Here is a 21,471-nt window from a genome sequence, read left to right on the forward strand (position 1 = left end):
CACAGATGCAGATCGCCCATCAATCCATCGGCCCGGCGCAGGCTCCCTACGTGATCGCCGAGCTGTCGGCCAACCACAACGGCAACCTGGATCGCGCACTGGCCATCATGACCGCCGCCAGGGAAGCCGGGGCCAGTGCGGTCAAGCTGCAGACCTACCGGCCCGACACCATCACCCTCAACAGTGATCGGCCCGAGTTCCAGATCCACGGCGGCCTCTGGGATGGTCGCAACCTGTACGACCTTTACGAGTGGGCGCACACCCCCTGGGAGTGGCACCAAGCACTGTTTGCCAAAGGGCGCGAGCTGGGGCTGACGGTCTTCAGCAGTCCGTTCGACTTCAGTGCGGTGGATCTGCTGGAATCCCTCGACTGCCCGGCCTACAAGATCGCCTCCTTCGAGCTGGTGGATCTGCCCCTCATCCGCTACGCCGCCCAGACCGGCAAGCCGCTTATCATGTCCACCGGCATGGCGAACGAGGCCGAGATCGCCGCCGCGGTCGATATTGCGCTCAAGCATGGCAACGGCCAGCTGGCCCTGCTGCACTGTGTCAGCGGCTATCCGGCGCCGGAAGCCGAGTACAACCTGCGTACCATCCCCATGTTGCGCCAGCGCTTCGGGGTCGAGGTGGGGCTCTCCGATCACACCCTCGGCTCTGCCACCGCCATCGCCGCCACCGCGCTCGGGGCCACCCTGATCGAGAAACACTTCACCCTGGCCCGCGCCGACGGCGGACCGGATTGCGCCTTCTCCATGGAACCGGCTGAACTTACCGAACTGGTAGCCTCGGTCAATACCGCTCATGCCGCCCTCGGTGTGGCAGATTACCAGCTCACCGCCAGTGAACAGGGTAACCGCGCGTTTCGCCGCTCCCTCTATCTGGTCAAGGAGATGGCCGCCGGCGAGCAGCTCACCGCAGCGCATATCAAGTCGGTGCGCCCCGCCCTCGGCCTGCCCCCGGCCGATTACGATCGGCTCATCGGCAAGCGGGTCAACCGCAGCCTGAGTGCCAATCAACCGCTGAGCTGGGAGTGGATAGATAACGATGAGTGATGATCTCTTCAACCAGCACGGCAGGCTCATCAGCCAGCGCTGGCCCGCCCTCTGGCCCCGCTTGCTGGCACAGGACGTTGAAAGCCTGCCGGCCGAGCTGACCGAAGGGCTCGGCTCCACCCTAAGCCTCCACGGCATCCAGCTCACCAGCCGGCACGATCGGGTGAAAGAAGCCGAGCAGCAGGCCGCCAGCCTGCCCGAGCAGCCGGTGCTGCACCTCTACGGCACCGGGCTCGGCGATCTGCCGCGCGCTCTGCTGGGGCGCAGCAGCCTCAAGCGGCTGGAAGTGAAGATCATGAATGGCGCCCTGTTTGCCCTGGTACTGCGGCTGCTAGACCAGCAGGACTGGCTGACTGACCCCAGGGTCGAGCTGATGATGGCCGGCGACGAAGGGGAGGTGCGGCTGCCCTTCTTCGCCCTGCCGCCCGAGCTGCTGCTGGTGGAAGATGCCGCCGCCCGCATCCGCGACCGGCTGGTGAGTGAAATCGACTTGCCGTTCGCCCGGGCTAGGTTCGACGCCGAGCACCCCGACATCACCCGGCGGCTGGCCGAAAACCGCGATCTCCTGGCCGGCGACGGCGATGTGGCCTCCCTGTTCGGTCTGGCTCAGGGCAAGCAGGCGCTGATCGTGGCGAGTGGCCCAACCCTGCAGCACAACCTGGCCACCCTGCAGGCCCAGTTGCAGCGCCGTCGGCAGGATTACCTGCTGATCAGCGTCGATACCGCGCTGGCGTTTTTGCTCAGCCACGGTATCCGGCCCGACATCGTCGTCACCATCGATGACGCCATCCACGGCAACCGGCTGCCCGCCGCCCAGTCGGCCCAGACCACCCTGGTCTATTACCCCACGGTTCCCACGGCAGCCCTGCTGGCCTGGCAGGGGCCGCGCAAGACCGCCTACTCCCGCAGCCCCATGTATCAGCAACTGCGGCAGACGCTCCCCAAAGGCGTGCTGCACTCGGGCGGCAGCGTCATTCATCCAGCCGTGGATCTCGCCGTGCAGATGGGTTGCCACCAGGTCATCCTGCTGGGCACCGACTTCGCCTTTCCCGGCGAGCTCACCCACTCGGGCTGGGCCGACGGTGCCCTCGGCCCCAGCGCCGCGCTGGCACTCAGCTGGGCCCTCGACGGCCATGGCCGGCGGGTCAAGACCAATCCGAACTTTTCCGCCTACCGCACCGAGCTCGAGCGCTACATAGCGCGCCACCCCGAGGTGCAATTCTGGAACTGCAGCAGAGAGGGGGCGGAGATCGCCGGCTGCCACTATCACCCGGAGTACGTGCAATGAAAAACGGCCAGATCACCCGTCTCACCGCCCTGGCGCACCAGTTTCGGCTGGGGCAGTCGGTCGCCGCGAGTCAGGCACTGCCGGAACTGCTGCAAGAGGTGCTCACCGAGCAGGGCAACCTGCCGCCCGGACTGGTAGCCGCCCTGCTGCAGTGCCAGGAACGCCAGGACTGGCTGGGGCTGGCCGACTACCTCGAATATGAAGTGGTGCACTGCCTGTCGACCCCGGCCGGCGACACCACCACAGGAGACCATTGATGATCAAGGCCATTTCCAACGCCTCCGATGAAGAGCTGTCACGCCGCCAGACCTTCAGCGAGTTGCTGCACACCAGCCCGCTGCCCGCGGCCGAGTTGCAGAACAACCTGGGCCTCTACCTCAAGCGCCAGTCGCTCTCCCGCATCCTGTTCATGCACGAGCTGTATCAGAAGATCGTGCCGGTCCACGGCGTCATCATGGATTTCGGCACCCGCTGGGGTCAGAACCTGGCGCTCTTCTCCTCGTTTCGCGGCATGTATGAACCCTACAACTACAACCGCAAGCTGGTGGGGTTCGATACCTTCAGCGGCTTCCCTTCCCACGCCCCGCAAGATGGCAGCGACGCCGCCATCCAGCCCGGTGCCTACGGGGTGACGCCGGGCTATGAGCAGCATCTGGCCCGGCTGCTCGCCGCCCATGAGGCGGAAAGTCCGCTGGACCATATCGTCAAGCATGAGCTGGTGAAGGGAGATGTGACCGAGACGCTGCCGGCCTATCTGGCTCGTCAGCCGGAGACCATGGTTGCGCTGGCCTATTTTGACTTTGATCTCTACGAGCCGACCCGCCGCTGCCTCGAGCTCATCAAGCCGCACCTGACCAAGGGATCGGTGCTGGCATTCGATGAGCTCAACTGGCCCGCCTTCCCGGGGGAGACCCTGGCCCTCAAGGAGGTGCTGGGGCTGGATCGCTACGCCATCCGTCGCACCCCGCACAACCCGGGACCGGCCTATCTGGTGATCGAGTAGTCCGGTTGCGGGCTGAGGCGACGCAGCAGCCCGGCCTCCAGCAGCATCCGCGCCAGCGGCTCCACCCGCCAGAACGGCGCCCCTATGGTCTCGGCGATCTCGAACAGGGTCAGCTTGCCGTCGCTGTAGGCCAGCAGATTCATCATCTCCCGCACCTGCCAGCCCGAATAGCGGGTCGACAAATCCGGGTAGAGCCCCCGCTTGCCGAGCTGGGGTTCGCCCAGCACGGTGACCTCGCAGCGCTCGTCCAGCTCCAGACACTCGATGGCCCGGCGCAGCGCCATGAAGCCGCCCGCCAGACCGGCCGGCGTCACCAGCGAGAGGTCATCGAGCGAGGTGTGGTACTCGGCATAACAGCCGTATCGGCTGCGCATCACCGAGGTGACCGGCAGATCGATGCCGGGCGCGCACAGCTGCCGCTCGTTGGAGCCCCGCTCCAGGAAGCTGTAGGCTTTATAGCCCGGTGCCAGATGGCCGAGCACATGGCGACCGATGCGATCCGCCAGCGTGTTGCCCTGGCGGGAAGGCAGGAAGGAGTAGCCACGATCATCGCCAAGGCAGGTCAGATTGAACCCGGCCAGAGTACGCTGCTTGAGCTGGTCCAGATGGCGGGAGAGATAGACGATGGCCCCCAGGGTTTCAGGGACCAGCATCAGCCGGTAGCTGTAGCGACGTGTTGGCAGTGACGCCAGCCAGGCCATCAGGAAGACGCCAACGCAGGGGCCGGAGAGCTCGTTGTTGGCCATGGAGGGGTGGCAGGTGTAGCTCGACAGCAGGATCTCCTGCTCGCTCTCCCCCGGCAGCACCCAGTCGCCATAGGTGAGCGAGCCCGGTGCCAGGGTGGCATCGATCACCACCTGATATTCCCCCTCCGGCAGCGCCTCTCGCAGCCGATGGGGCAGACAGAAGCCCCAGCGGCGCTTGTAGTAGGAGGTCACATAGGGAATGGCGTCCGGCTGCTCGGGCAGAGAGTGAAGATGGGGCTGCAGCTCGGCCAGTGAGAGGGTGCAGCGCACCGGCTCCGAGTAACCGACCAGATGCAGGTTGTGGTCCTGGAAATCCACCACCCTGCGTCCATCCGGCCCCACTATGTAAGCCTCCCGCACGTTCCACTCGTCAGGCACGGTCCAGTCGAAACACTCGGTGCCGCTGGCCACTTCATGGATCTGCAGCCCGGGCAGGCAGTGCTCGCGCCACAGGGCCAACGACTGTCGAACCCCGTCCCCGGTCAGGCTGCGGTTGAGCGGAAACAGCAGGGTGAGCAGTCGATGCAGCTGTTCACCGACCTGTGCCTGGTCGTCCCAGTCGGTGGGCAGATAGCCGCTCTTGGGTAGAAAACTCATGGGGTGGGTGCCTCGATCAATTCGACAATGTGGCCAAGGGGGCTCAGGAAAAACTGGACGTGGGCGCCGCCAAACGCGATGGCCGGCTGGCTGGGCCCTAGGGGAAGATGACGCTGGGCCCGCAGTTTTTCGGCAGCCATTGCCAGGTCTGCCACCTCATAAGCCAGATGATTGAGCAGGTTATGACGGGTACGTAGCGCCTGACTGACGGGGCTATCATCACTGGCCGGTGCAATCAGTTCATAGCAAATCCCCGCATCATCATAAGCAAAACAGATATGCACCCGCTGCAACGGATCGAGCACCGGCTCGCTAAAGCGGGAAAGCCCGAGGGTCTCGCCGCAATAACGTACGCCAAGATCCAGTTCGGCCACCACCAGTCCAATATGGTGCAGTTTCATCTCCCCTCCCTGATAAGCGCATGGGGGTGGACAGCGATCAGCTCTTTTGCCACCGCGGCAAAGTCGGCGCAGCGAACTGCCCAGACAGGTAACCGGCCAAATAACCCCTGGTGCCATTTGTCCTGATTTTTAAGGGCTTCAACCAGACGGGAAAGATCTATCTCGCTGGCCAGATCGAGTCTTCGCACAAAGTAGTCACAATACCAGGGGCGCACCATTCCCTGCTCGCGGACATCCCCCTCAAAACGTTTCATAAAGCGATAATCGACACCTAGTTGCTGCTCGACATAGTGGGTGAAGGTAATGCGATCGGGATGACAGGCAAAACCGGCAATCCAGCCATCGTGAGCCGCCAACCAGGCGAAGGGGCTCTCTTCACCAAAGCAGTCATGACCCCCTGCTGCAACCACCTGGTCACGCCCCGCTCCCCATACCGCAACGCTGAAGATAGGATCGCGGGTCCGCGCAACCCCTGGCAGAGTGCGAAACAGCTCCGTCATCAGGCCCACTTCACTGGGAGACGTCGCCCTGTCGAAACAGGTCTGACGAGTCAGGCTATACGTGAATGTTGGCACCAGCAGAGTGCCCTCGTTTCCAAGCCACTCCTGCATTCCGAGCCAAAAAGCATGTATGCCGGCTTCATTGCCCCGTCCTGGAAACTGGGCCACAGCCATGGCGTCAGAGTGAACCATTATAGCGCTCCCTCGCGCGATCCCAAGGGAGCCAAGAACATGAGAGAGAGCTTCAATCACAGCACAAGACCACGCCGCAACAGCGCCTCACGAATATCCTGAAGCTGTTTCATCGTCGCCAGCTCTTCAGGCTCGAAGCGTACCGAGAACGTCTGTTCAACCAGTAACAGAAAATTGAAATGGCCGAGCGAATCCCATTCCGGAAAGGCCCCAAGTCCCAACTGATAGTCGTCTCGCGTGACGGTTGCAGAAGGAAACTGCTGTTCCAACAGAGTGAAGAGATCAGTCATGGTGATAAAACTCCAAAAAAGGCAAATTCAGCTGTTCGAGCGCCAGACTATGGTAATGCTCATGGGAAAAACGGGCGGGATCCGGATTATCACAGGGGGTCAACGGCAGGGATGCCAACCATGTCAGCGCAGGTTCATTACGTGCACAACGATTCGAGCCAATAACCAGACGCTCGATCCCCGCCTCGCGCAATGCAGCCGAGACTCTATCCAGTAACCAATATTCGAGTCCTCTGGACAACACTCTGCAACTCAGAGCCAGCGTATCGAGCAATGCCAGTTTGGGCGTGATGTTTATGATCAGCACCAAGCCAACCAAGCCATGATCGGCAAAGCGATCCTGCAACGACACTAGCCAGCACCAGCCAAACTGCGCCAGCCGTTTGAGCTCGCTCGCCTCATATCGCTGACAGGAGAGATTAAACTGGTTGGTTTTATGGATGATCTGCTCGGCACGAGCAAGGTTATCCATCGCCAACGGCTGTATCGCCGCACGCAACGACAAGGAGGCGAGAAAATGTTGTTCACTGCCAACCTCGCTACGTAACCGGGCGGCGTCTGCCAATGCCAGATAGGAGGCCTGACGAAGAGCGTCATCACCACTGAAGATGCGCGAGAACCCCCCATAAGTGAGCAAGGTTGTAGGCCATGCCCAAATATCTGCTGGTGGTTCAATGACATCGACTTGTGGCAGGGCATGGCGAACTTCAGCCCTTTCCAGGGGGGAATCATCCCAGAAGACCAAGGCCTCAAGCCCCAGATTGAGGCTGGCAGCAATATGTCGCAAACCTTGAGATTTAGAGCCCCAACCAATGGCAGATGCTGCAATATTTCGCCTTTTGAGTCTCATGGCGCCATGCTGCTCAAACACCAGCCAAACATCTGCAGGCTCGTTTTTAGAGCACAATGCCAACAACACGCCGCGCTGATACCAGTAAAGCGCCGCATCCTGAAACGACTGATAGAGTTTGCCGAGACCGTCCTGACCAAGGTAAAGGCCAGTCAACCCCTCTTCACCCACTACCCCCCCCCACAGGGTATTGTCACAATCGAGCACCAGCACCTTGCGTATTGGCGCCTGATCAAGCATCCAACGCGCGGCAATCCAGTCGGCAAGGCTGGTCAAGCCGTGCATCGAGAGAGGACAAGAAAGAAGGTAACGATTACGCTCGTCCACACAATGGGCTCGCCCCTGCTCAGAGAGCCAGCGACCCAGCCCCAAATCCCTAATGTGGTGACGTGCAAGCGCTCGGGTAAAGCAGACATCCAGCTGCATCATCCAGGGATGAAGAGCGCTACTCACACCGCCGCCTTGCAGTGAACAGGCACCGAGATAAAGATGAGGGAGCCCCCGCAGTGGCGAGAGCAATGCTTCCAACCAGGTGTCGATGGTCTCGGACAATGCGGGTTCAGCCAAGGTGTACCAATGCTGGCATTCGCTGTCGGTCAGCAGTTGCTCCCAAAACCAGAGCACCAGATGTCCGTCACAAGCGGCCATCGGCTGCCATTGACCTTGAGGACAAAATTGCAACTGTGCATGTCGGGCCAAAGGAGCCCATGCCACATTACCGGGCATGAGAAATGCGGTGGATGCCAGGGAAAGGGTGGCCATATATGCACCTGAAAGGATTAAATACTTCTATATCATACTGTTAGGGAATGGAGATGAACAGAGTCATCCCCATCCGATTCAAGGACTAGCGCTTGAACACATCCAGGCCGGTAAAGTAGGTGGTATCATGGCCATCGAACGCATCGGCATACATCACTTTGCTGTCCTCGAAAAATAACTCCAGGATTGCCTGCGCCTCTTTTATCTTGACCGCCAGTACCTCGGGTTCTGCTGTCACCTGCGACATCATCAGGCTGATGATATTGGCGTAGAAATAGTTCATTGAACCGATCAAGACCCGATAGAGATGGGATTCGCGGCTCATCAACAGATAAAGCAGATAGTCGTGATGGCGTTGCATCATAGCCAGCACCGCGTTGTGCTCACAGGCTACCTGGCGCCAGTCATCACGGAACTTGTCCACAAGCTCAACGAACAGCGGCACCTGCAACGCAGCGGCAAAATCAAAACTGGCCATGTCAAAAGGCTGGAAACAAGTCGCCATCACTTCATCCATGAGTGCGATCTTGTCAAGTACCGGCCATTCTGGTTGCAACGATTCAACACGGCGAGGGATCGCCCCTTCGATATAAGCGCCGTCACTACTGTTGACGCACTGCATCTCGGGATAATCACGCAATACACGGGCCATATTATGAATGGCCAGTCCAAATAGATGGTTGATACGCACTTCGTCGCCAAAGTTACCCGGTGCCGGGAAAGTATTCTTTAAGTTTTCCTGGTATTTAGCCTCTTGCTTGTCGTTGTAATAGAGACTCAGGCTGGAGTGATGCTGTCCGGCTGTTTTATAGCCATTGTCGATACCAAACAAATACACCTGCTTGAAGCCAAGCAAGGCCGCATAATTGAGGCCGGTATTACCAACGAACGGATTGGAAAATTCGATATTATCGTACTCGAATGCCTGACCAAACGCGCTAATCAGCATGGAGAACATCGGCTCATTGGGCTTGAATGCCAATCCTGTTTTGCGAAAAAAACGCTTGCATTCAGGATGGATGACATCAACGCTCAGAAACACCGTATCCTTGATAAAGTCATCGGCATTGAGAATATTCAGAAAATCCGCAGAGCTTTTAGTTCGCTCCACTGCAACGTAGATATCCGGTTTGACGCCAGCTTTATACAGCGCACTGACCGCCGTACCACATGCGATGATGATGGCCTGCTGCTGATGCTGCCGGATGAACTCGATGCTCTGATCCAGTGAGGGACCATTGCCAACCACAAAGACCGGGACCTGTTCGAAGGGGCGGCTATCCCGCCAGCGTTTCAAAAAGGGGGTGCCATCTTGCAGATGGGTGTGGCTATGGGCAAGTGCATAGATGTTGTCATCAAAGAACCCCCACCCCGTCTTAAGCAGATAAAACTCCCTTTCTACCTGTGTTATCAAGGCGTCTAGCTTGGGAGAGTGGTAATGGCAGAAGGAGAAATAGCTTGCCGACCAGAATGCGCCCTTGCGATGCAGCGCCTCCATCATGTCAGCGACCAGTAATTGCTCGTCAACACCGATAAAGAGATGAAGGCTGATCGACTCCTCATCCATGTAGGCGAGCAGCTGATGCCAGTCAAAGCAGAAAAGCGAGGCATAAAACATGTCAAGATCAGGCTCAAAAGCAAACAGATTCTTGATCTTGCACTGTTCATACAAGCAACCGAGCTGGTAGCCCAAACCAATGCCATACATCAGTGCCAGAGGAATATCGGAATGTAATGCCGCGTTGAGACGCAATCCTTCCAGCGCTGACTTCTCTTTTAATTTGGAGATTTCATTGTTGTATTTGATATGGATTTGGCCGTCAATATACCACTGAGGCACAAAATCGATGCACTGCAAAACGCTTTGTTCAATGACCTCGGCAATCTGCGACTGAACCTCGCTAAATGGATCGTCCCCATAAAGCGAGACGCCCTCGTCAAGCCACAGAATATTGGGAACGCCATTTTCATTACAGAAGAAACGAAAAGGCCTGGCAGGCTGGTATGCTTTGAAAAAGTCATGAATGGCGGGCATGAATTTGGCAAATGCAGCCATATTGAGATCATAACGAACAGGGAGTACTTCCAGCATGGCGGCTTCCTGCTGCTTTTGCAGAGCCAGGCGTGCCAGTTCACTTTCTACATCATGAATTTTGTGATGGATATCCATGTCAAACTAACCTGCATTCAGCTTGTAGAGACCGGATGCACGTCCAGCCTGGGAGAATTGTCGTAATTGTGCTTCAGCCTGCTGCTTTTCCTGACCCACCCAATCATGAATAAGCTGGAACTGCAGCAGTGCCTGCCGCTGTTCCACATTGATTGCCTCTTCCCGAGGCAGTGACCCGAACACCTCTTCCAGATCATGCAGATAACGTTCAGCCAGCTGTTCTGCAGCAACCAGCTCACCTTGTACCAGTAGAGACTGCAACTGTTCGCCCAGTCTCATCAAGGCTGACACAGAAGTGTCGTTGACCTCATTCATGCCGGTCTGCCTACCTTTTGCTGTGCCAGCGCCTTGTCGCGCTCATCGACAGGGATGGCATCCCAACCGCTCTTGACCGTCAGCATGAGGTTCATAACCTCATCAATAGCGCCTACATCCATGTCACGGCTGGCATCCATCATGCGCACTTTCATATAGTCATAAAGTGCGAACAGATCTTCGGGTACCTTGCCATAAGAGAGATCAAGTGAATCTTGCAGACCATTGATAATGGCCAGCGTCTTGGAGATAGATTGGGACTTACCCTCGAAATCGCGACGCTCGACTGCACCGCGGGCCTGAGCGAGACGCTCGAGACACCCTTGCATCAACAACTGGATCACGCGATAGGGATCCGCCACAGCCAGCTCAGACTGCAAACTCTGGGTTGTATAGGCCTTGATCGTTTTTCGATACATATGAGACACCGCTCCTGACTACAAATTAACTGGTTTTGGTGTTGGTATTGAGCAGGTTGAGATAGGAGGCAGACTTGTTCATCTTGGCCAGCAAGGTATCCAGACTGCCGTAGCGGGCCCTCAACGTCTCTTCATATTTGGTGAGCTGCGCCGCAACATCTGATTGTTTGCGGTTGACATCACGCAGGTCCGAATTGAGCGTCTCTTCCCGCTTGGCAAGTAGCCCCCCTGTCTTGGAGTAGGTCTCAAGCTGGCTAGCCAACTTACCAGCAACTCCGTCCTTGCCACCAAACACAGCCACTACCTGGTCGAAGTTCTTCTCGACCGCTTCATCGAATTTCGTCGAATCAAGTGAGAGCACTCCCTTGTTGTCCATCTTGACCCCCAACTGAAAGATGGTCGAGAAGGTTGAGGAGTTGTTCGAAGGCTCAGTGACGGTGCCACTCATCAGGTTGGTCACTGCCTTGGTCGTTGCATCCCCCGCCAAGGCGCCACCATCATTCTGACTGACGCCGGCTACGATAGAGCTGCGTTTGCCCAGATCGTTGCTCTTCTTCACCAGAGCGTTATAGCCATCGATAAAGCTCTGCACCATGGTCTTGATGCCAGCCTTGTCTGTCGTCACATCCACTCTGTTTGGCGTGTAAGTGGTCGTCACGGTACCATCACTCGGGCTCGTGGTAGTGGTGCTATCAGACTCTTTCAACACCGTAATTTTGAGACCCACAATGGTGCCATCGAAGGTGTTGGTCGAACTGGTCAATTTATTGCCATCCACGCTTATCTCAGCATCACGGGCTTGTTGCTTCTGGGTCAGCTTGGAGATGAAATTGTCAGCCAGCTCTGGTGTACTGCCGGTTATCTGCAGATCCTTACCTGTTCCACTGACACCAGAGTCAATCACAAGTGCCGCCTTGCCATCGGAGGTATTCATGATATTGACGCTAAGACCAAAGTTGTCACTATCATTGTTGATGCGCTTGCGAATGGACTGGAGTGAATCTCCTGCTTTAACATCTACATCAAAGGTCTTGTCGCCAGCCTTAAATGTCAGGGTGCCATCTTGAGTGATCATAGATGTGGTCGAAGAGGCGAAACTGCCTTCAAATTTGCTGGTCTTCGCCAATTTTTCGACACTGATGTCATATTGCCCGTTTGAAGCGCCGCTCTTACTCTCCACCTTCAGGACCGGATTATCTTTATCCTGGGTGATGTTTATCGCACGTTTGTTAAACGCATCATCCTTTGACATCGCCTTCAGAGTGGTGACAAAAGTCGCGATTGCTGACTTCAGCTGTCCTACCCCTGAGAGAGTGATCTGGGCGTTGGTCTTTTTGGTGGTAATTGGCTGCAAAAGCTGCGCTTTCTTGGCATCAACACTTGCAGCGATGACAGACTCCAAGTCCAGTCCAGAGCCCGCACCAGCAGACGTAATAGTGGCCATACTCACTCTCCTCGCAAACGTAACTATTAAATCTCTTTATCAAGCAATAACCCGACTCGGGAGCCGCCACCAATCACATCCCCTTCGCGGAGATCCTGGATTCGTTTGCTGATAGCCAGCAACTCTTCGCTTGGTATCTGACGGATCATTGATTTGGTATTGGCATCCATTACCTTGATAACAACCTGCTCCAGTTCCTTTTCGACACTAAAATTGACGGTCCATCCTTGCAACTGACTGAACTCTTGCAAGTTTTGTACCCCTTTCTCAATTTCCTTGTCTGAAATCTTCGGCTTGCCCGCCTTCTCCTGCTCAGGCAGTCCCTGTTGCTTTTCAATATCCTTGGCCGCCCCCCGCTGCTCTTCTGCTGTGCCAGATAGCACTTGAGCGGCCGATTGGCCGCTCTTGCTACTTGACTGAAGAGAAGAAGGAGTGACCGATGACGGAATTCCAATTTCATTGGCCATATCGTCGCTCCTTTTTTATCTCATCACAGCCTGTTAACCCAACAGGGACAGGGCTGATTGCGGTCTTTGGTTGGCTTGGGCCAGGATGCTGGAGGCGGCCTGCTGCAAAATGTTCTGCTTGGTCAGGTTGGCTGTCTCGGTCGCAAAGTCTGCGTCACGGATACGGGAACGAGCTGCGCTCAGGTTCTCAGAGACGTTGGACTGGTTGCGAATGGTGGAGTCAAACCGGTTCTGCACAGCACCCAGCTCTGCCCGTTTGCTGTCCACAGCCTTGATCATGAAATCAAGGTTGGCCATGGCTGTCTGAGCATCTTTAGCGGTTTTAATACTGCTGACACTAGTTGTAGTAACTGCTGAAGTTGCTTTGCCAATCGTATACGGCTCACCTGTGGTAGTGGTCGTGACTGTTGCACTTCCTTTTGTCGCAGATGCAATACCCTTGATGGTGAAAGCCGATGTCATCTTGAAGGTAATTGTTTGTCCTGCATCTGCACCGACCTGGAAGGACCCCTTATAAGTACCATCAAGCAGCTTTTGACCACCAAAAGTGGTATCGCCAGAGATACGATTTATCTCAGTCGTCAGTTGGTCATATTCCTGCTGCAAAGCAACACGATCATCCGTGTTGTTTGAACCGTTCGCCGATTGCTGAGCCAAAGTGCGCATCCGTTGCAACATGGTGGTCACTTCATCCATCGCACCTTCTGCAGTTTGTGCTACTGAAATACCATCGTTAGCGTTACGGTTACCTTGATCCAACCCGTTAACCTGTGAAGTCAAACGGTTAGAAATCTGCAAACCGGCAGCATCATCCTTGGCTGTATTGATACGAAGACCGGATGCCAACCTGGTATAGGAGGTGTCCAGCGACTTGTTGGTGTTCATCAGGTTACGCTGGGCGTTCAGTGATGAAACGTTGGTGTTAATGTACATAGCCATAAAATATTCTCCCGAAGAACATGCGACTGCGGGTTGCGCCAGCAAAGCGGCATCCCACCGTTAGAAGAACAGGTTGAACAAGCCTGATCCTTCTGGCGGGTGTCTGTTTGAACGGACAGGTCACCCGCAGTAGTGCAAACGTTGGATTCCGAACACCCCTCGATTGCTTCACTTTGTTTAACGGCAGTACAGAGACAAGCTTTAGGAAAATTGTTGCCTAACGCGGCAATTTTTCTCCGGTATATGGCAAGGAAAAGCCAGATGGCCAACACAGCATAAGAGGAGAGAGAGGAATTGCCGGATGGCATGACCGAATTATGTATGTGGCACGGTTTGTGCTTAGGTTGTGTAGAGTGACGTCAATTTGGCGACACAATAAAAAGAGGCCGGTAAACCGGCCTAAAGATGAGCATATGCTCAGGAGAATATGACCAAGCGTGACAGAACTGAACAGCTGGACAACACTTGGCATTACTAGTAGAGAATTATATCTCTCCCGATAGAACAGAGTGCGAACCGAACACCCCTTTGTTCCATCTCTTGACCAGGGCGGCCTGAACAACCGCCCTGTTTTCTTTTGTTAGCCCTGCAGCAACGAAAGGGCTGACTGGGGACGCTGGTTCGCCTGTGACAGGATTGTCGAGGCAGCCTGTTGCAAAATGTTCTGCTTGGTCAGGTTTGCAGTCTCGGTGGCGAAGTCCGCATCACGAATACGTGAACGCGCAGCACTGACGTTTTCAGAGACGTTCGCTTGGTTGCGAATAGTTGAATCAAACCGGTTCTGCACAGCACCCAGTTCCGCACGCTTGCTGTCCACCACCTTGATCATGTAGTCAAGGTTAGCCATGGCGGATTGTGCATCTTTGGCTGTGGTAATAGTACCAATGCTTGTGGTCGTCACTGTCCCGCTCGCATTTTTCGCTATCGAATAGGGCTCACCCGTTGTAGTTGTTGTTACCGTAGCATTACCTTTCGTAGCCGATGCCATACCGGAGATACTAAAAGCGGTGGTCATCCTGAAAGTAATTGTTTGACCAGCATCAGCCCCCACCTGGAAAGAGCCAACATAACCACCATTAAGCAAGGTTTGACCACCAAAAGTGGTATCTTTGGCTACCCTGTCAATTTCTGTCATCAACTGGGTATACTCTTGCTGCAACGCGGTTCGGTCATCAGTATTATTAGAGCCATTAGCTGATTGTTGAGCCAGCGTCCGCATCCGTTGCAGCATGGAGGTGATCTCCTCCATGGCCCCTTCAGCAGTCTGCGCCACAGAGATGCCATCGTTGGCATTACGGTTACCCTGATCCAGACCGTTGATCTGGGAGGTCAATCGGTTTGAGATTTGCAGACCGGCAGCATCATCTTTGGCACTGTTGATACGCAGACCGGATGCCAGTCGGGTGTAGGATGTATCCAGTGATTTTGTCGTATTCATCAGGTTACGCTGAGCGTTGAGTGATGAAACGTTAGTGTTGATATAAAGGCCCATGACTATTCTCCTAAGCTATTAAATTTACTCTTCTATTTGCTCAGGCTTTATTATTTTCTGTGCCCGATGCGTCTTATTTAACGGCTCGTTTTTGGATGTCTTTAGCATTTTTTTCAACGCTTCATCGCATTAACGCCGCTTACCCTATATATCGACAGGTCGGGGATAAACTTAAGGAAAAAAACGCCCACTAAAACGTGGCAGAAACTCATCGCGCCCCTCCTCCAACAAGGAGGTAAACAGGCACACTCGAGCCCCTCCCTGTCCATGATGCGAGAAAAAAGCGGTGTCGACTCTCAATTTTGTCGAGCACAGTTGGCGATTGGGCTCTCCAGCCCCTAAAATCGCGGCCCCATCAACAATTTGGCGTGAGTTGTTTTCCATGCAGACACTGGTTGAGCAGATTGTTTACATCAGCGACATGTTTGGTACTGCGGTATTCGCGTTTTCAGGGGTTCTGGTGGCGGGCCGGCTCAGAATGGACGGGTTTGGTGTCATGGTATTAGCCGCAGTTACCGCCATAGGCGGTGGCACCATACGTGACATGATCCTGGGAGCAACACCGGTGTTCTGGGTTCGGGATCCTCTCTATATCTGGGTGGTCATTGCAACGGCGCTGATCGGGATGTGGATGGTCAAACTGCCCCGAAGAATGCCCTGGTATGTACTGCCCGTCGCAGATGCATTCGGGCTGGCTCTCTTTACGGTGATCGGAGCCCAAAAAGCTCTCAATTTTGGCACCTCGGGGCTAATCGCGGTGCTGATGGGGACCATGACTGGAGTAGCTGGCGGCATGATCCGGGATGTATTGGCACGTGAAGTGCCTATGGTGCTGCAAAAAGAGATCTATGCAACAGCCTGTATTCTGGGTGGAATCCTCTACACTCTGGCCCTAGAGGCAAACATGGACAGGGTAACAGCCATGCTCATCTGCATGACGGCCGTATTCGGTTTGCGGGTGGCAGCCATCTACTGGCACCTGTCACTGCCCACCTTCTCGCTGCAACGCAACTGAAAAAGCACACCCACAGGGACATATGCCTCCGTGGGTTGTGCGTTGAACCAAATGGGCTTTTCTGTTGTCATAGAAGCAGTCGTTGTTAGCCGGATATTCTCATGTACAAAATCGGTATGCTTACCACTCTCCTCCTGGCGAACGTGACAGCAGCACATGCCGAAGCACAAGCCGTTTTTGGACGACTAGCCTCGGCGCCAGTGCAGCAGTTCAACCAGCAGATACGTCAGGCGAGCGAGCAACATCAAAAATGGGTCAATGACTACCGTGAGGTAGCGCTCCGTTTTGTCGGCCATAGCGACATCCCCAGTCGCATCCATGCACAGCAACTGGATAATGACTTGGTGCTCTCGGTTGCGCTCGATGGAGGCAAAAGCGACATGCTCTATATTCTGACTCTTTATCGCAGCGATAATCTCTGGCAAATGAGAGGAGCGGAAATGGGTTGGCGTTGCCTGGGAGATCACTCCTTCACTCCCGTACCCTGTCCATAAACTCGATCTCTGACTTGTAAAATGAAAATCCGGCACATTGGCCGGATTTTTTATGGCTCTGTCCCACTACAGTGTTCATCTGCTGAAGAGGGAAGGGGTTACTCCAGCAGGAAAACAGCCTCGATATTGTCAATGACCGTAATCTGCTGTTGCTGATAACTGCTATCCGCCATATCCGGCACCGGAGCAGCCGCCATTGCCATGGGTTGTGCCATCTTGAAGTTGCGACTATAGCCGGTGATGGGCGATGTGTTGCGATACTCCACGCTGTACACCTTGCCAAGCTTCATCCCGAATGCCTTGGCCAGAGATTCAGCCTTGATTTTTGCATCCTCAACGGCATTAAGTCGAGCCTGTTCCTTGATAACCTGTGGAGATTTCAACCCGTATTCAATCTGGGATACGGACTCCAACCCAGCTTTGAGTGCGGTGTCCATCAAGGGGCTCAACTTGTCGAGCTGATAGAGCTTCACCGCCAATTGTCGCTGGGCACGGTACCCCAGCAAGACCGGCTTTTTGTTATCACCATACTGATATTCCGGCGAGACCATCAGGTTACCAGCTTCGACATCGTTGCGCTTGATGCCCAACCCTTCCAGCTTGCTAAAAAAGGCGGCCACCTTGGTATCAACCTGCTGCTTGGCCTTGAGGCCCTGCTTGTCCAACGCACTCACAGCCACATTGAGGGTGAGCATATCGGGCTCGGTCTTCTGTTCAGCATAACCACTCACCACCAGATGGGGCGCTTGCGGAACTTCAATCGCCAGCACCGGAGCACTGACAATCAGAGCGGAAAGAGTAAGAAGGGGACGCCACATAGAAAAAACCTCTATCGGAAAGATTGAGGTCATTATGCCCGTGCAGCCAATGGATTCATATATCGTGCAAGGGCGGGAGCTGATCCAGTATCTGATTGGTCAAATCGAGACTGATGGTGACCACGCTGCCGGTATCTGGGGTCTGCTCTACTTTATCCAGTGGTGATGTCGCACCACAGACCAGCACCTCATCATCAAAATGGAAGGAATCCCACGACAGAACATGTCCCTGTCCCCCTGCGCTACAGTCACGGCCTTCACCGCGATATCCCTCTGTGGACCAAGCAATGGTATCTGACTGGCCCAGCAAATCCTGCAACAAAGGAGCATGAAAACTGCTCAATGGATACTCCTGCTGCCCCAGATCATGGCCAACCAGAATCATGTTCTGAGCTGACTCGGCCCCCATCAAGGGCACATAGGAAATAGATGCAGAGGCAAAATCAACATAGAGTGATCCGGCTACATCTCCGGCATCATTCTCTATCTCCATCCCATCCAGCCTGTCTCCCGCGATCGAGGCCTGATAGCCAAACTGGCCTGCGCAGGTAATATTCCCCTGTCCATCCCAGCTATAACGGATGCCATCAATGTCGACCCAGTTGAATGACTGCATGATTACCCTCTCCTCTACAGCCGCTATCTTATCCATCCACCTTGAGAAAAAACAGGGGCCAGGCCAGCCCGGCCCCGAGACAAGGTTACGGATCGACCTTCAGATTGCCCTGATTCAACAGGTCTTCAATGATAGTCTGATCATTACGTGTACCTCCCAGCGTCAGATCGATGTTGTCAAACTGGATAACATGGGTCGTTGTGCCACTACCCGCGCCATCAAGGTCGATCGTGAGCGTAGACTTGCCAGTACCCGGACCGCTGGTGAAAGTGAGATAGGCATCTAGCGACTCCTTACTGGCATGTTCGCCAGTGAGCAACTCACTGATATCCAGCACATCTCCTCCAGTTCCAGTGGTGAAGTCCTTGATCACATCGGTCCCCCCCACATCCCCAGCCAGCCACTTGAAGGTATCGCTGCCAGCCCCCCCGGTCATGATATCGCTTCCCAGACCGCCGAGCAGGATGTCACTCCCCAGCCCACCGATCAGGATATCGTTGCCCGCGCCCCCAATCAGAGAGTCATTTCCTGATCCACCATCCAAGTAATCATCTCCATCACCCCCATCGAGGATATCGCTCCCTTCCTGACCGAAGAGAAGGTCATTGCCACTGCCTCCTGACAGAGTGTCATTGCCGCCACTACGACCACTCTCCTCACTCAGCTCGGTAAGATGGGTTCGGATGTAATCCACAGTCTGTGCTCGCGTCCAGCCATGATTGGTTTCCAAGGTTTCAAAAACCAGCCAACCGGAGCCAACTGGCAGACTCAAACCAAGCTGGGTAGCCAGTGCGTCTGTATTGAGCACATCACCAAACAGGATGTCATTGCCTGCACCGCCATCGACTACATCATTGCCAGCCCCCAGCAACACAGTGATCTGATCCCCCTCGGTCAGAGCTGCCGTCAGCTGCTCTGCACTGGTCACAATCTGGGCCTCTCCAATCGGGGCGTTGAATCCCTGCTCGATCCGGATGTTGTCTATCCGCACTTCAGCAGTCCGTGAGCTGGAGCTATCGAGCAGCTCAAACACAAACCCGTATTGCCCAACCTCCAACCCATTGGTAGTAATGGTGCTGGAAGAGGTAGTACCAGAATTACTGATACCTGTGACAGTACCGCTTTGCAGAGGGTTGGCCAGATCCCAGACCCCGCCATTCAGCCTTACAAGTTTCCATGTGAAGCTGTCACTCGCATTGACAGAACTCAATGCGTACTGGAACTGCAGGCTTGCTCCGGCTTGCGCAGCTGAAATCTGGATCGCATTGGCCACGGCCAGCGCCAGCACAGTGCGATCCGTATCGGAATTTGTGCGATCCTCACGGATTCGCAAATAACCGTCGGTAACCGTGTGCGTTCCCTGTTGATCACCGCTACGCACCCAGCCAGCAGCCGCATTGATGCCACTGCCTCCAGAACCAAAAGTAGCCAAATCAAGGTAACTGCCGGCAGAGTAGAACTGTGAGCCGGTTTCCGTTGTGTTGTCAAAGAACTTGAGCAGTTCCTGGTTGACGCTGCTGGTTACCCCGATGGCATTGACCTGACTGATGCCACTTAGCGATTCAAACGCATCGACAGACTCCTTGATCACCGTGTAGGTCGTGCTATCGCCCGGACCGGCAACCTGATTGCTGTCGTTGATGTAGTAGGTCGGATTGCCATCCGTGACGAAGAAGGTCAGATTCTCATAGTCGGGATCTGCCTGAGTGCCGTTGTTGAACCACTGCACGGCCTGATTGAAGGCTGCCTCATAGTTGGTCCCGCCGTTGGCAACCAGGGCATCAATGGCATTGGTCAGATTGATCACGTTGCTGGCGTCCAGACCTACAATGGTCACTCGTTCACTGGCATTGGTGGCAAAACTGATCAAGGTGACATTGATCTCGCCATCATGCTCCTTAAGCTGATTGGCCAGATGGGTCAGGGATGCCTTGAGCATGCTCAGGCGGGCCCCAGCCATGCTGCCAGATACGTCGACCAGGAGGGCGATATTGTAGTTCTGACCTGGAATGAAATTGGTGGTGGTACCACCCACATCTCCTACCAGAATATCGTGACCTGCACCGCCAGCCACAACACCATCAACACTACCATCCGAGTTGGGTACCTTGTGATCATCCCCGGTCGTCGGCGTCCCCGTACTGTCTGGGATATCCGAGGTATTGCTGCCAACCACCAGAATGTTTGAGGCAACAGGGGGCTCATTGCTATTGACCGATACGGTGAAGTTGGCGCTGGCCTGATCGCCATCACCGTCCGTCAAGGTAGCGCTGAAGTCGAGTTCAATGTCGGGGGGAGTTATCTTGTCTATCACCCCGAAGTTTTCGATGCGCACCGAGTCATTGCCATCCAGCACAAAGCGCACATAGAGCTGACTGAACTCTCCATCTGGTTCTATGCTGGCCAACTGCATAGCTCCTTTGAGTCCCGACAGGACAAGCTCGCCGGAGTCAATGACGGTCACTCCATCGGCGGCATAAGCTACCCACTGTATGGTGCTGGTATTGGTGTTACCGACCCCATAGACATTGAAAGAGAGCCCGTCAACAGCCGTTGTGGTGGATACCTTGAACCCTTCGTTATTGTCCAGATTGCCATTCTTGATCCCGAACCCGTTATTGTTCGGATTAAGATCATCCAGATCACCGCTCGGCAGATTCTGGGGGTTGTTCACACTGCCATTGAACAGCAAACCATCAAACAGAACTCCAATGCCGCCAGCAGTCACCCCGATAGTCTCGACCGGCCCACCGGCACCAAACTGTGAGCCGATCGCAAATGTTTGCGTTGGCTGGGGTGTAACCAAATTGAAGCTGTAGGTATTGTTCTCATTGAGTGTCAAGGTATAGAACACTTTAGGTGGCAGCCCGCTGTCATCGATAGTAGCCACCAGAGTCTTGCCATCTGCTGACAAGGTCTCGGTGATCCCTACCAAATCAGGCCATCCGGTCAATTTCAATCCACCGGTAGCCAGGGGACCATCTGCACCGAAAGAAACGCCAAACAGCCCACCGGTGGTGATGGCGGCGACATTCATCACCTCCAGACTTTCAATGCCGGTAATCACGGGCATATCGTCTTCAATCACCACGTTGACCTGCTTGGTATCACTCAAGTCACCGTCGCTGACCGACAGATTGAAGGTAAATGTCTTCAATCCTTCCTGATCGTCTCCAAACGCATGGTCGACAGGGCCCAACAAGGTGACTGTATATTTGCCTGTGAGATCCACAGAAACTTGAATAACAGGATTACCTCCCACAGAACCTACCAGGGTTGTAGATCCCATACCGCTCCACACAACAGGCTGCCCACCGGAGCTCAAGCCTGATGGTGCAGAGAGAGTGAAGGTAAAGGCACTACTGTCGATATCCGTCACACCTGCCGTGGCCTCTGCGGATGTGCTATCAGTGGTATCGCTCGGATTGGGTGAGTTATCCGGATTGGCTCCAAGCAAACCCTCTTCAGATATGCGCAGATCCGAAACGGTCAGCATGGGCGCGTCGTTGGTCGCATTGACGGTCACGGTGAAGGGCTTGTTGTCTGCCCCGCCCTCGTCCGTGGTCCCCGCCACGTTGCCATTCACAACCCCGCTCCAGTC

21 protein-coding genes are annotated in these 21,471 nt (G+C 55.2%); 6 read left to right on the forward strand and 15 right to left on the reverse strand.

The window, feature by feature from the left end:
• The first annotated feature begins 5 nt into the window (after nt 1-5).
• Genes pseI through G5154_RS03335 form a run of 4 tightly spaced genes read left to right on the forward strand, consistent with a single transcriptional unit; the run spans nt 6 to nt 3,343 of the window.
• Nucleotides 6-1,052, forward strand: coding sequence for a pseudaminic acid synthase (pseI, locus tag G5154_RS03320; RefSeq protein ID WP_421250312.1), 1,047 nt, complete (start codon nt 6-8; stop codon nt 1,050-1,052).
• A complete protein-coding gene (locus tag G5154_RS03325; RefSeq protein ID WP_421250313.1) occupies nt 1,045-2,340 on the forward strand; it encodes a motility associated factor glycosyltransferase family protein in 1,296 nt (431 codons plus the stop codon). The genes pseI and G5154_RS03325 overlap by 8 nt, the downstream gene beginning before the upstream one ends.
• On the forward strand, nt 2,337-2,597 hold the full coding sequence (locus tag G5154_RS03330) for a hypothetical protein (RefSeq protein WP_010635733.1): 261 nt from the start codon (nt 2,337-2,339) through the stop codon (nt 2,595-2,597). The genes G5154_RS03325 and G5154_RS03330 overlap by 4 nt, the downstream gene beginning before the upstream one ends.
• Nucleotides 2,597-3,343 (forward strand): crotonobetainyl-CoA--carnitine CoA-transferase, encoded by a 747-nt coding sequence (locus G5154_RS03335; protein WP_421243772.1) that lies wholly within the window; start codon nt 2,597-2,599, stop codon nt 3,341-3,343. The genes G5154_RS03330 and G5154_RS03335 overlap by 1 nt, the downstream gene beginning before the upstream one ends.
• Here the strand turns inward: G5154_RS03335 and G5154_RS03340 are convergent.
• The 12 genes from G5154_RS03340 to flaA all read right to left on the reverse strand — a co-directional run bounded on the left by G5154_RS03340 (nt 3,325) and on the right by flaA (nt 14,927).
• Nucleotides 3,325-4,686 (reverse strand): DUF4910 domain-containing protein, encoded by a 1,362-nt coding sequence (locus G5154_RS03340; RefSeq protein ID WP_421250314.1) that lies wholly within the window; start codon nt 4,684-4,686, stop codon nt 3,325-3,327. The two genes, G5154_RS03335 and G5154_RS03340, sit on opposite strands and share 19 nt — an antisense overlap.
• Entirely contained in the window at nt 4,683-5,087 is a 405-nt protein-coding gene (locus tag G5154_RS03345) for a VOC family protein (RefSeq protein WP_421250315.1), read from the reverse strand. The genes G5154_RS03340 and G5154_RS03345 overlap by 4 nt, the downstream gene beginning before the upstream one ends.
• Complete coding sequence (locus G5154_RS03350) at nt 5,084-5,839, reverse strand: AAC(3) family N-acetyltransferase (RefSeq protein ID WP_419772935.1); 756 nt, start codon at nt 5,837-5,839, stop codon at nt 5,084-5,086. Before G5154_RS03350 ends, G5154_RS03345 begins: the two co-directional genes overlap by 4 nt.
• Nucleotides 5,836-6,069 (reverse strand): acyl carrier protein, encoded by a 234-nt coding sequence (locus G5154_RS03355; protein ID WP_216954016.1) that lies wholly within the window; start codon nt 6,067-6,069, stop codon nt 5,836-5,838. The genes G5154_RS03350 and G5154_RS03355 overlap by 4 nt, the downstream gene beginning before the upstream one ends.
• Nucleotides 6,062-7,681, reverse strand: a complete 1,620-nt coding sequence (locus G5154_RS03360; RefSeq protein WP_421250316.1) for an HAD-IIIC family phosphatase — start codon at nt 7,679-7,681, stop codon at nt 6,062-6,064. Before G5154_RS03360 ends, G5154_RS03355 begins: the two co-directional genes overlap by 8 nt.
• An 85-nt stretch (nt 7,682-7,766) precedes the next feature.
• Nucleotides 7,767-9,851, reverse strand: a complete 2,085-nt coding sequence (locus G5154_RS03365) for a 6-hydroxymethylpterin diphosphokinase MptE-like protein (RefSeq protein ID WP_421243776.1) — start codon at nt 9,849-9,851, stop codon at nt 7,767-7,769.
• A 6-nt stretch (nt 9,852-9,857) separates the two neighbouring features.
• The gene (locus tag G5154_RS03370) at nt 9,858-10,166 is read right to left on the reverse strand and encodes a hypothetical protein (protein ID WP_005346693.1); all 309 of its coding nucleotides are present in this window, start codon (nt 10,164-10,166) and stop codon (nt 9,858-9,860) included.
• Nucleotides 10,163-10,585, reverse strand: coding sequence for a flagellar export chaperone FliS (fliS, locus tag G5154_RS03375; RefSeq protein ID WP_005346697.1), 423 nt, complete (start codon nt 10,583-10,585; stop codon nt 10,163-10,165). The genes G5154_RS03370 and fliS overlap by 4 nt, the downstream gene beginning before the upstream one ends.
• A 25-nt stretch (nt 10,586-10,610) precedes the next feature.
• Nucleotides 10,611-12,029 carry a flagellar filament capping protein FliD gene (gene fliD / locus G5154_RS03380; RefSeq protein ID WP_421250317.1) on the reverse strand — a complete coding sequence of 473 codons (1,419 nt, stop codon included), beginning with the start codon at nt 12,027-12,029 and terminating at the stop codon, nt 10,611-10,613.
• 26 nt (nt 12,030-12,055) lie between these two features.
• A complete protein-coding gene (locus G5154_RS03385; RefSeq protein ID WP_216978512.1) occupies nt 12,056-12,496 on the reverse strand; it encodes a flagellar protein FlaG in 441 nt (146 codons plus the stop codon).
• Between the two features lie 33 nt (nt 12,497-12,529).
• Entirely contained in the window at nt 12,530-13,435 is a 906-nt protein-coding gene (gene flaB / locus G5154_RS03390) for a flagellin B (RefSeq protein WP_005346708.1), read from the reverse strand.
• A 580-nt stretch (nt 13,436-14,015) separates the two neighbouring features.
• A complete protein-coding gene (gene flaA, locus G5154_RS03395; protein ID WP_005346712.1) occupies nt 14,016-14,927 on the reverse strand; it encodes a flagellin A in 912 nt (303 codons plus the stop codon).
• A 382-nt stretch (nt 14,928-15,309) separates the two neighbouring features.
• Between flaA and G5154_RS03400 the strand changes: the two genes are divergently transcribed.
• Together G5154_RS03400 and G5154_RS03405 are read left to right on the forward strand one after the other, a co-directional pair.
• The gene (locus G5154_RS03400; RefSeq protein ID WP_033138630.1) at nt 15,310-15,942 is read left to right on the forward strand and encodes a trimeric intracellular cation channel family protein; all 633 of its coding nucleotides are present in this window, start codon (nt 15,310-15,312) and stop codon (nt 15,940-15,942) included.
• Between the two features lie 101 nt (nt 15,943-16,043).
• Nucleotides 16,044-16,436: a hypothetical protein gene (locus G5154_RS03405; protein ID WP_005346723.1), complete on the forward strand. Its 393-nt coding sequence runs from the start codon at nt 16,044-16,046 to the stop codon at nt 16,434-16,436.
• Nucleotides 16,437-16,534: 98 nt separating this feature from the next.
• Here the strand turns inward: G5154_RS03405 and G5154_RS03410 are convergent, their stop codons facing one another.
• The 3 genes from G5154_RS03410 to G5154_RS03420 all read right to left on the reverse strand — a co-directional run bounded on the left by G5154_RS03410 (nt 16,535) and on the right by G5154_RS03420 (nt 21,456).
• Entirely contained in the window at nt 16,535-17,254 is a 720-nt protein-coding gene (locus tag G5154_RS03410) for an SIMPL domain-containing protein (protein ID WP_421250318.1), read from the reverse strand.
• Nucleotides 17,255-17,309: 55 nt separating this feature from the next.
• Nucleotides 17,310-17,870: a hypothetical protein gene (locus G5154_RS03415; RefSeq protein WP_236348911.1), complete on the reverse strand. Its 561-nt coding sequence runs from the start codon at nt 17,868-17,870 to the stop codon at nt 17,310-17,312.
• Nucleotides 17,871-17,955: 85 nt separating this feature from the next.
• A complete protein-coding gene (locus G5154_RS03420) occupies nt 17,956-21,456 on the reverse strand; it encodes a type I secretion C-terminal target domain-containing protein (RefSeq protein WP_421250319.1) in 3,501 nt (1,166 codons plus the stop codon).
• Between the last annotated feature and the right edge of the window lie 15 nt (nt 21,457-21,471).

Origin of the sequence: Aeromonas sp. 600527 (assembly GCF_049175415.1) — a bacterium.
In the GTDB taxonomy this organism is placed as follows: domain Bacteria; phylum Pseudomonadota; class Gammaproteobacteria; order Enterobacterales; family Aeromonadaceae; genus Aeromonas; species Aeromonas veronii_A.

Bases quoted from the DNA above. Each gene is read 5' to 3' on its own strand.
- pseI (WP_421250312.1), top strand. From the start codon at position 6: ATGCAGATCGCCCATCAATCCATCGGCCCGGCGCAGGCTCCCTACGTG.
- G5154_RS03325 (WP_421250313.1), top strand. From the start codon at position 1,045: ATGAGTGATGATCTCTTCAACCAGCACGGCAGGCTCATCAGCCAGCGC.
- G5154_RS03330 (WP_010635733.1), top strand. From the start codon at position 2,337: ATGAAAAACGGCCAGATCACCCGTCTCACCGCCCTGGCGCACCAGTTT.
- G5154_RS03335 (WP_421243772.1), top strand. From the start codon at position 2,597: ATGATCAAGGCCATTTCCAACGCCTCCGATGAAGAGCTGTCACGCCGC.
- G5154_RS03340 (WP_421250314.1), bottom strand. From the start codon at position 4,686: ATGAGTTTTCTACCCAAGAGCGGCTATCTGCCCACCGACTGGGACGAC.
- G5154_RS03345 (WP_421250315.1), bottom strand. From the start codon at position 5,087: ATGAAACTGCACCATATTGGACTGGTGGTGGCCGAACTGGATCTTGGC.
- G5154_RS03355 (WP_216954016.1), bottom strand. From the start codon at position 6,069: ATGACTGATCTCTTCACTCTGTTGGAACAGCAGTTTCCTTCTGCAACC.
- G5154_RS03360 (WP_421250316.1), bottom strand. From the start codon at position 7,681: ATGGCCACCCTTTCCCTGGCATCCACCGCATTTCTCATGCCCGGTAAT.
- G5154_RS03365 (WP_421243776.1), bottom strand. From the start codon at position 9,851: ATGGATATCCATCACAAAATTCATGATGTAGAAAGTGAACTGGCACGC.
- G5154_RS03370 (WP_005346693.1), bottom strand. From the start codon at position 10,166: ATGAATGAGGTCAACGACACTTCTGTGTCAGCCTTGATGAGACTGGGC.
- fliS (WP_005346697.1), bottom strand. From the start codon at position 10,585: ATGTATCGAAAAACGATCAAGGCCTATACAACCCAGAGTTTGCAGTCT.
- fliD (WP_421250317.1), bottom strand. From the start codon at position 12,029: ATGGCCACTATTACGTCTGCTGGTGCGGGCTCTGGACTGGACTTGGAG.
- G5154_RS03385 (WP_216978512.1), bottom strand. From the start codon at position 12,496: ATGGCCAATGAAATTGGAATTCCGTCATCGGTCACTCCTTCTTCTCTT.
- flaB (WP_005346708.1), bottom strand. From the start codon at position 13,435: ATGGCTATGTACATTAACACCAACGTTTCATCACTGAACGCCCAGCGT.
- flaA (WP_005346712.1), bottom strand. From the start codon at position 14,927: ATGGGCCTTTATATCAACACTAACGTTTCATCACTCAACGCTCAGCGT.
- G5154_RS03400 (WP_033138630.1), top strand. From the start codon at position 15,310: ATGCAGACACTGGTTGAGCAGATTGTTTACATCAGCGACATGTTTGGT.
- G5154_RS03405 (WP_005346723.1), top strand. From the start codon at position 16,044: ATGTACAAAATCGGTATGCTTACCACTCTCCTCCTGGCGAACGTGACA.
- G5154_RS03410 (WP_421250318.1), bottom strand. From the start codon at position 17,254: ATGTGGCGTCCCCTTCTTACTCTTTCCGCTCTGATTGTCAGTGCTCCG.
- G5154_RS03415 (WP_236348911.1), bottom strand. From the start codon at position 17,870: ATGCAGTCATTCAACTGGGTCGACATTGATGGCATCCGTTATAGCTGG.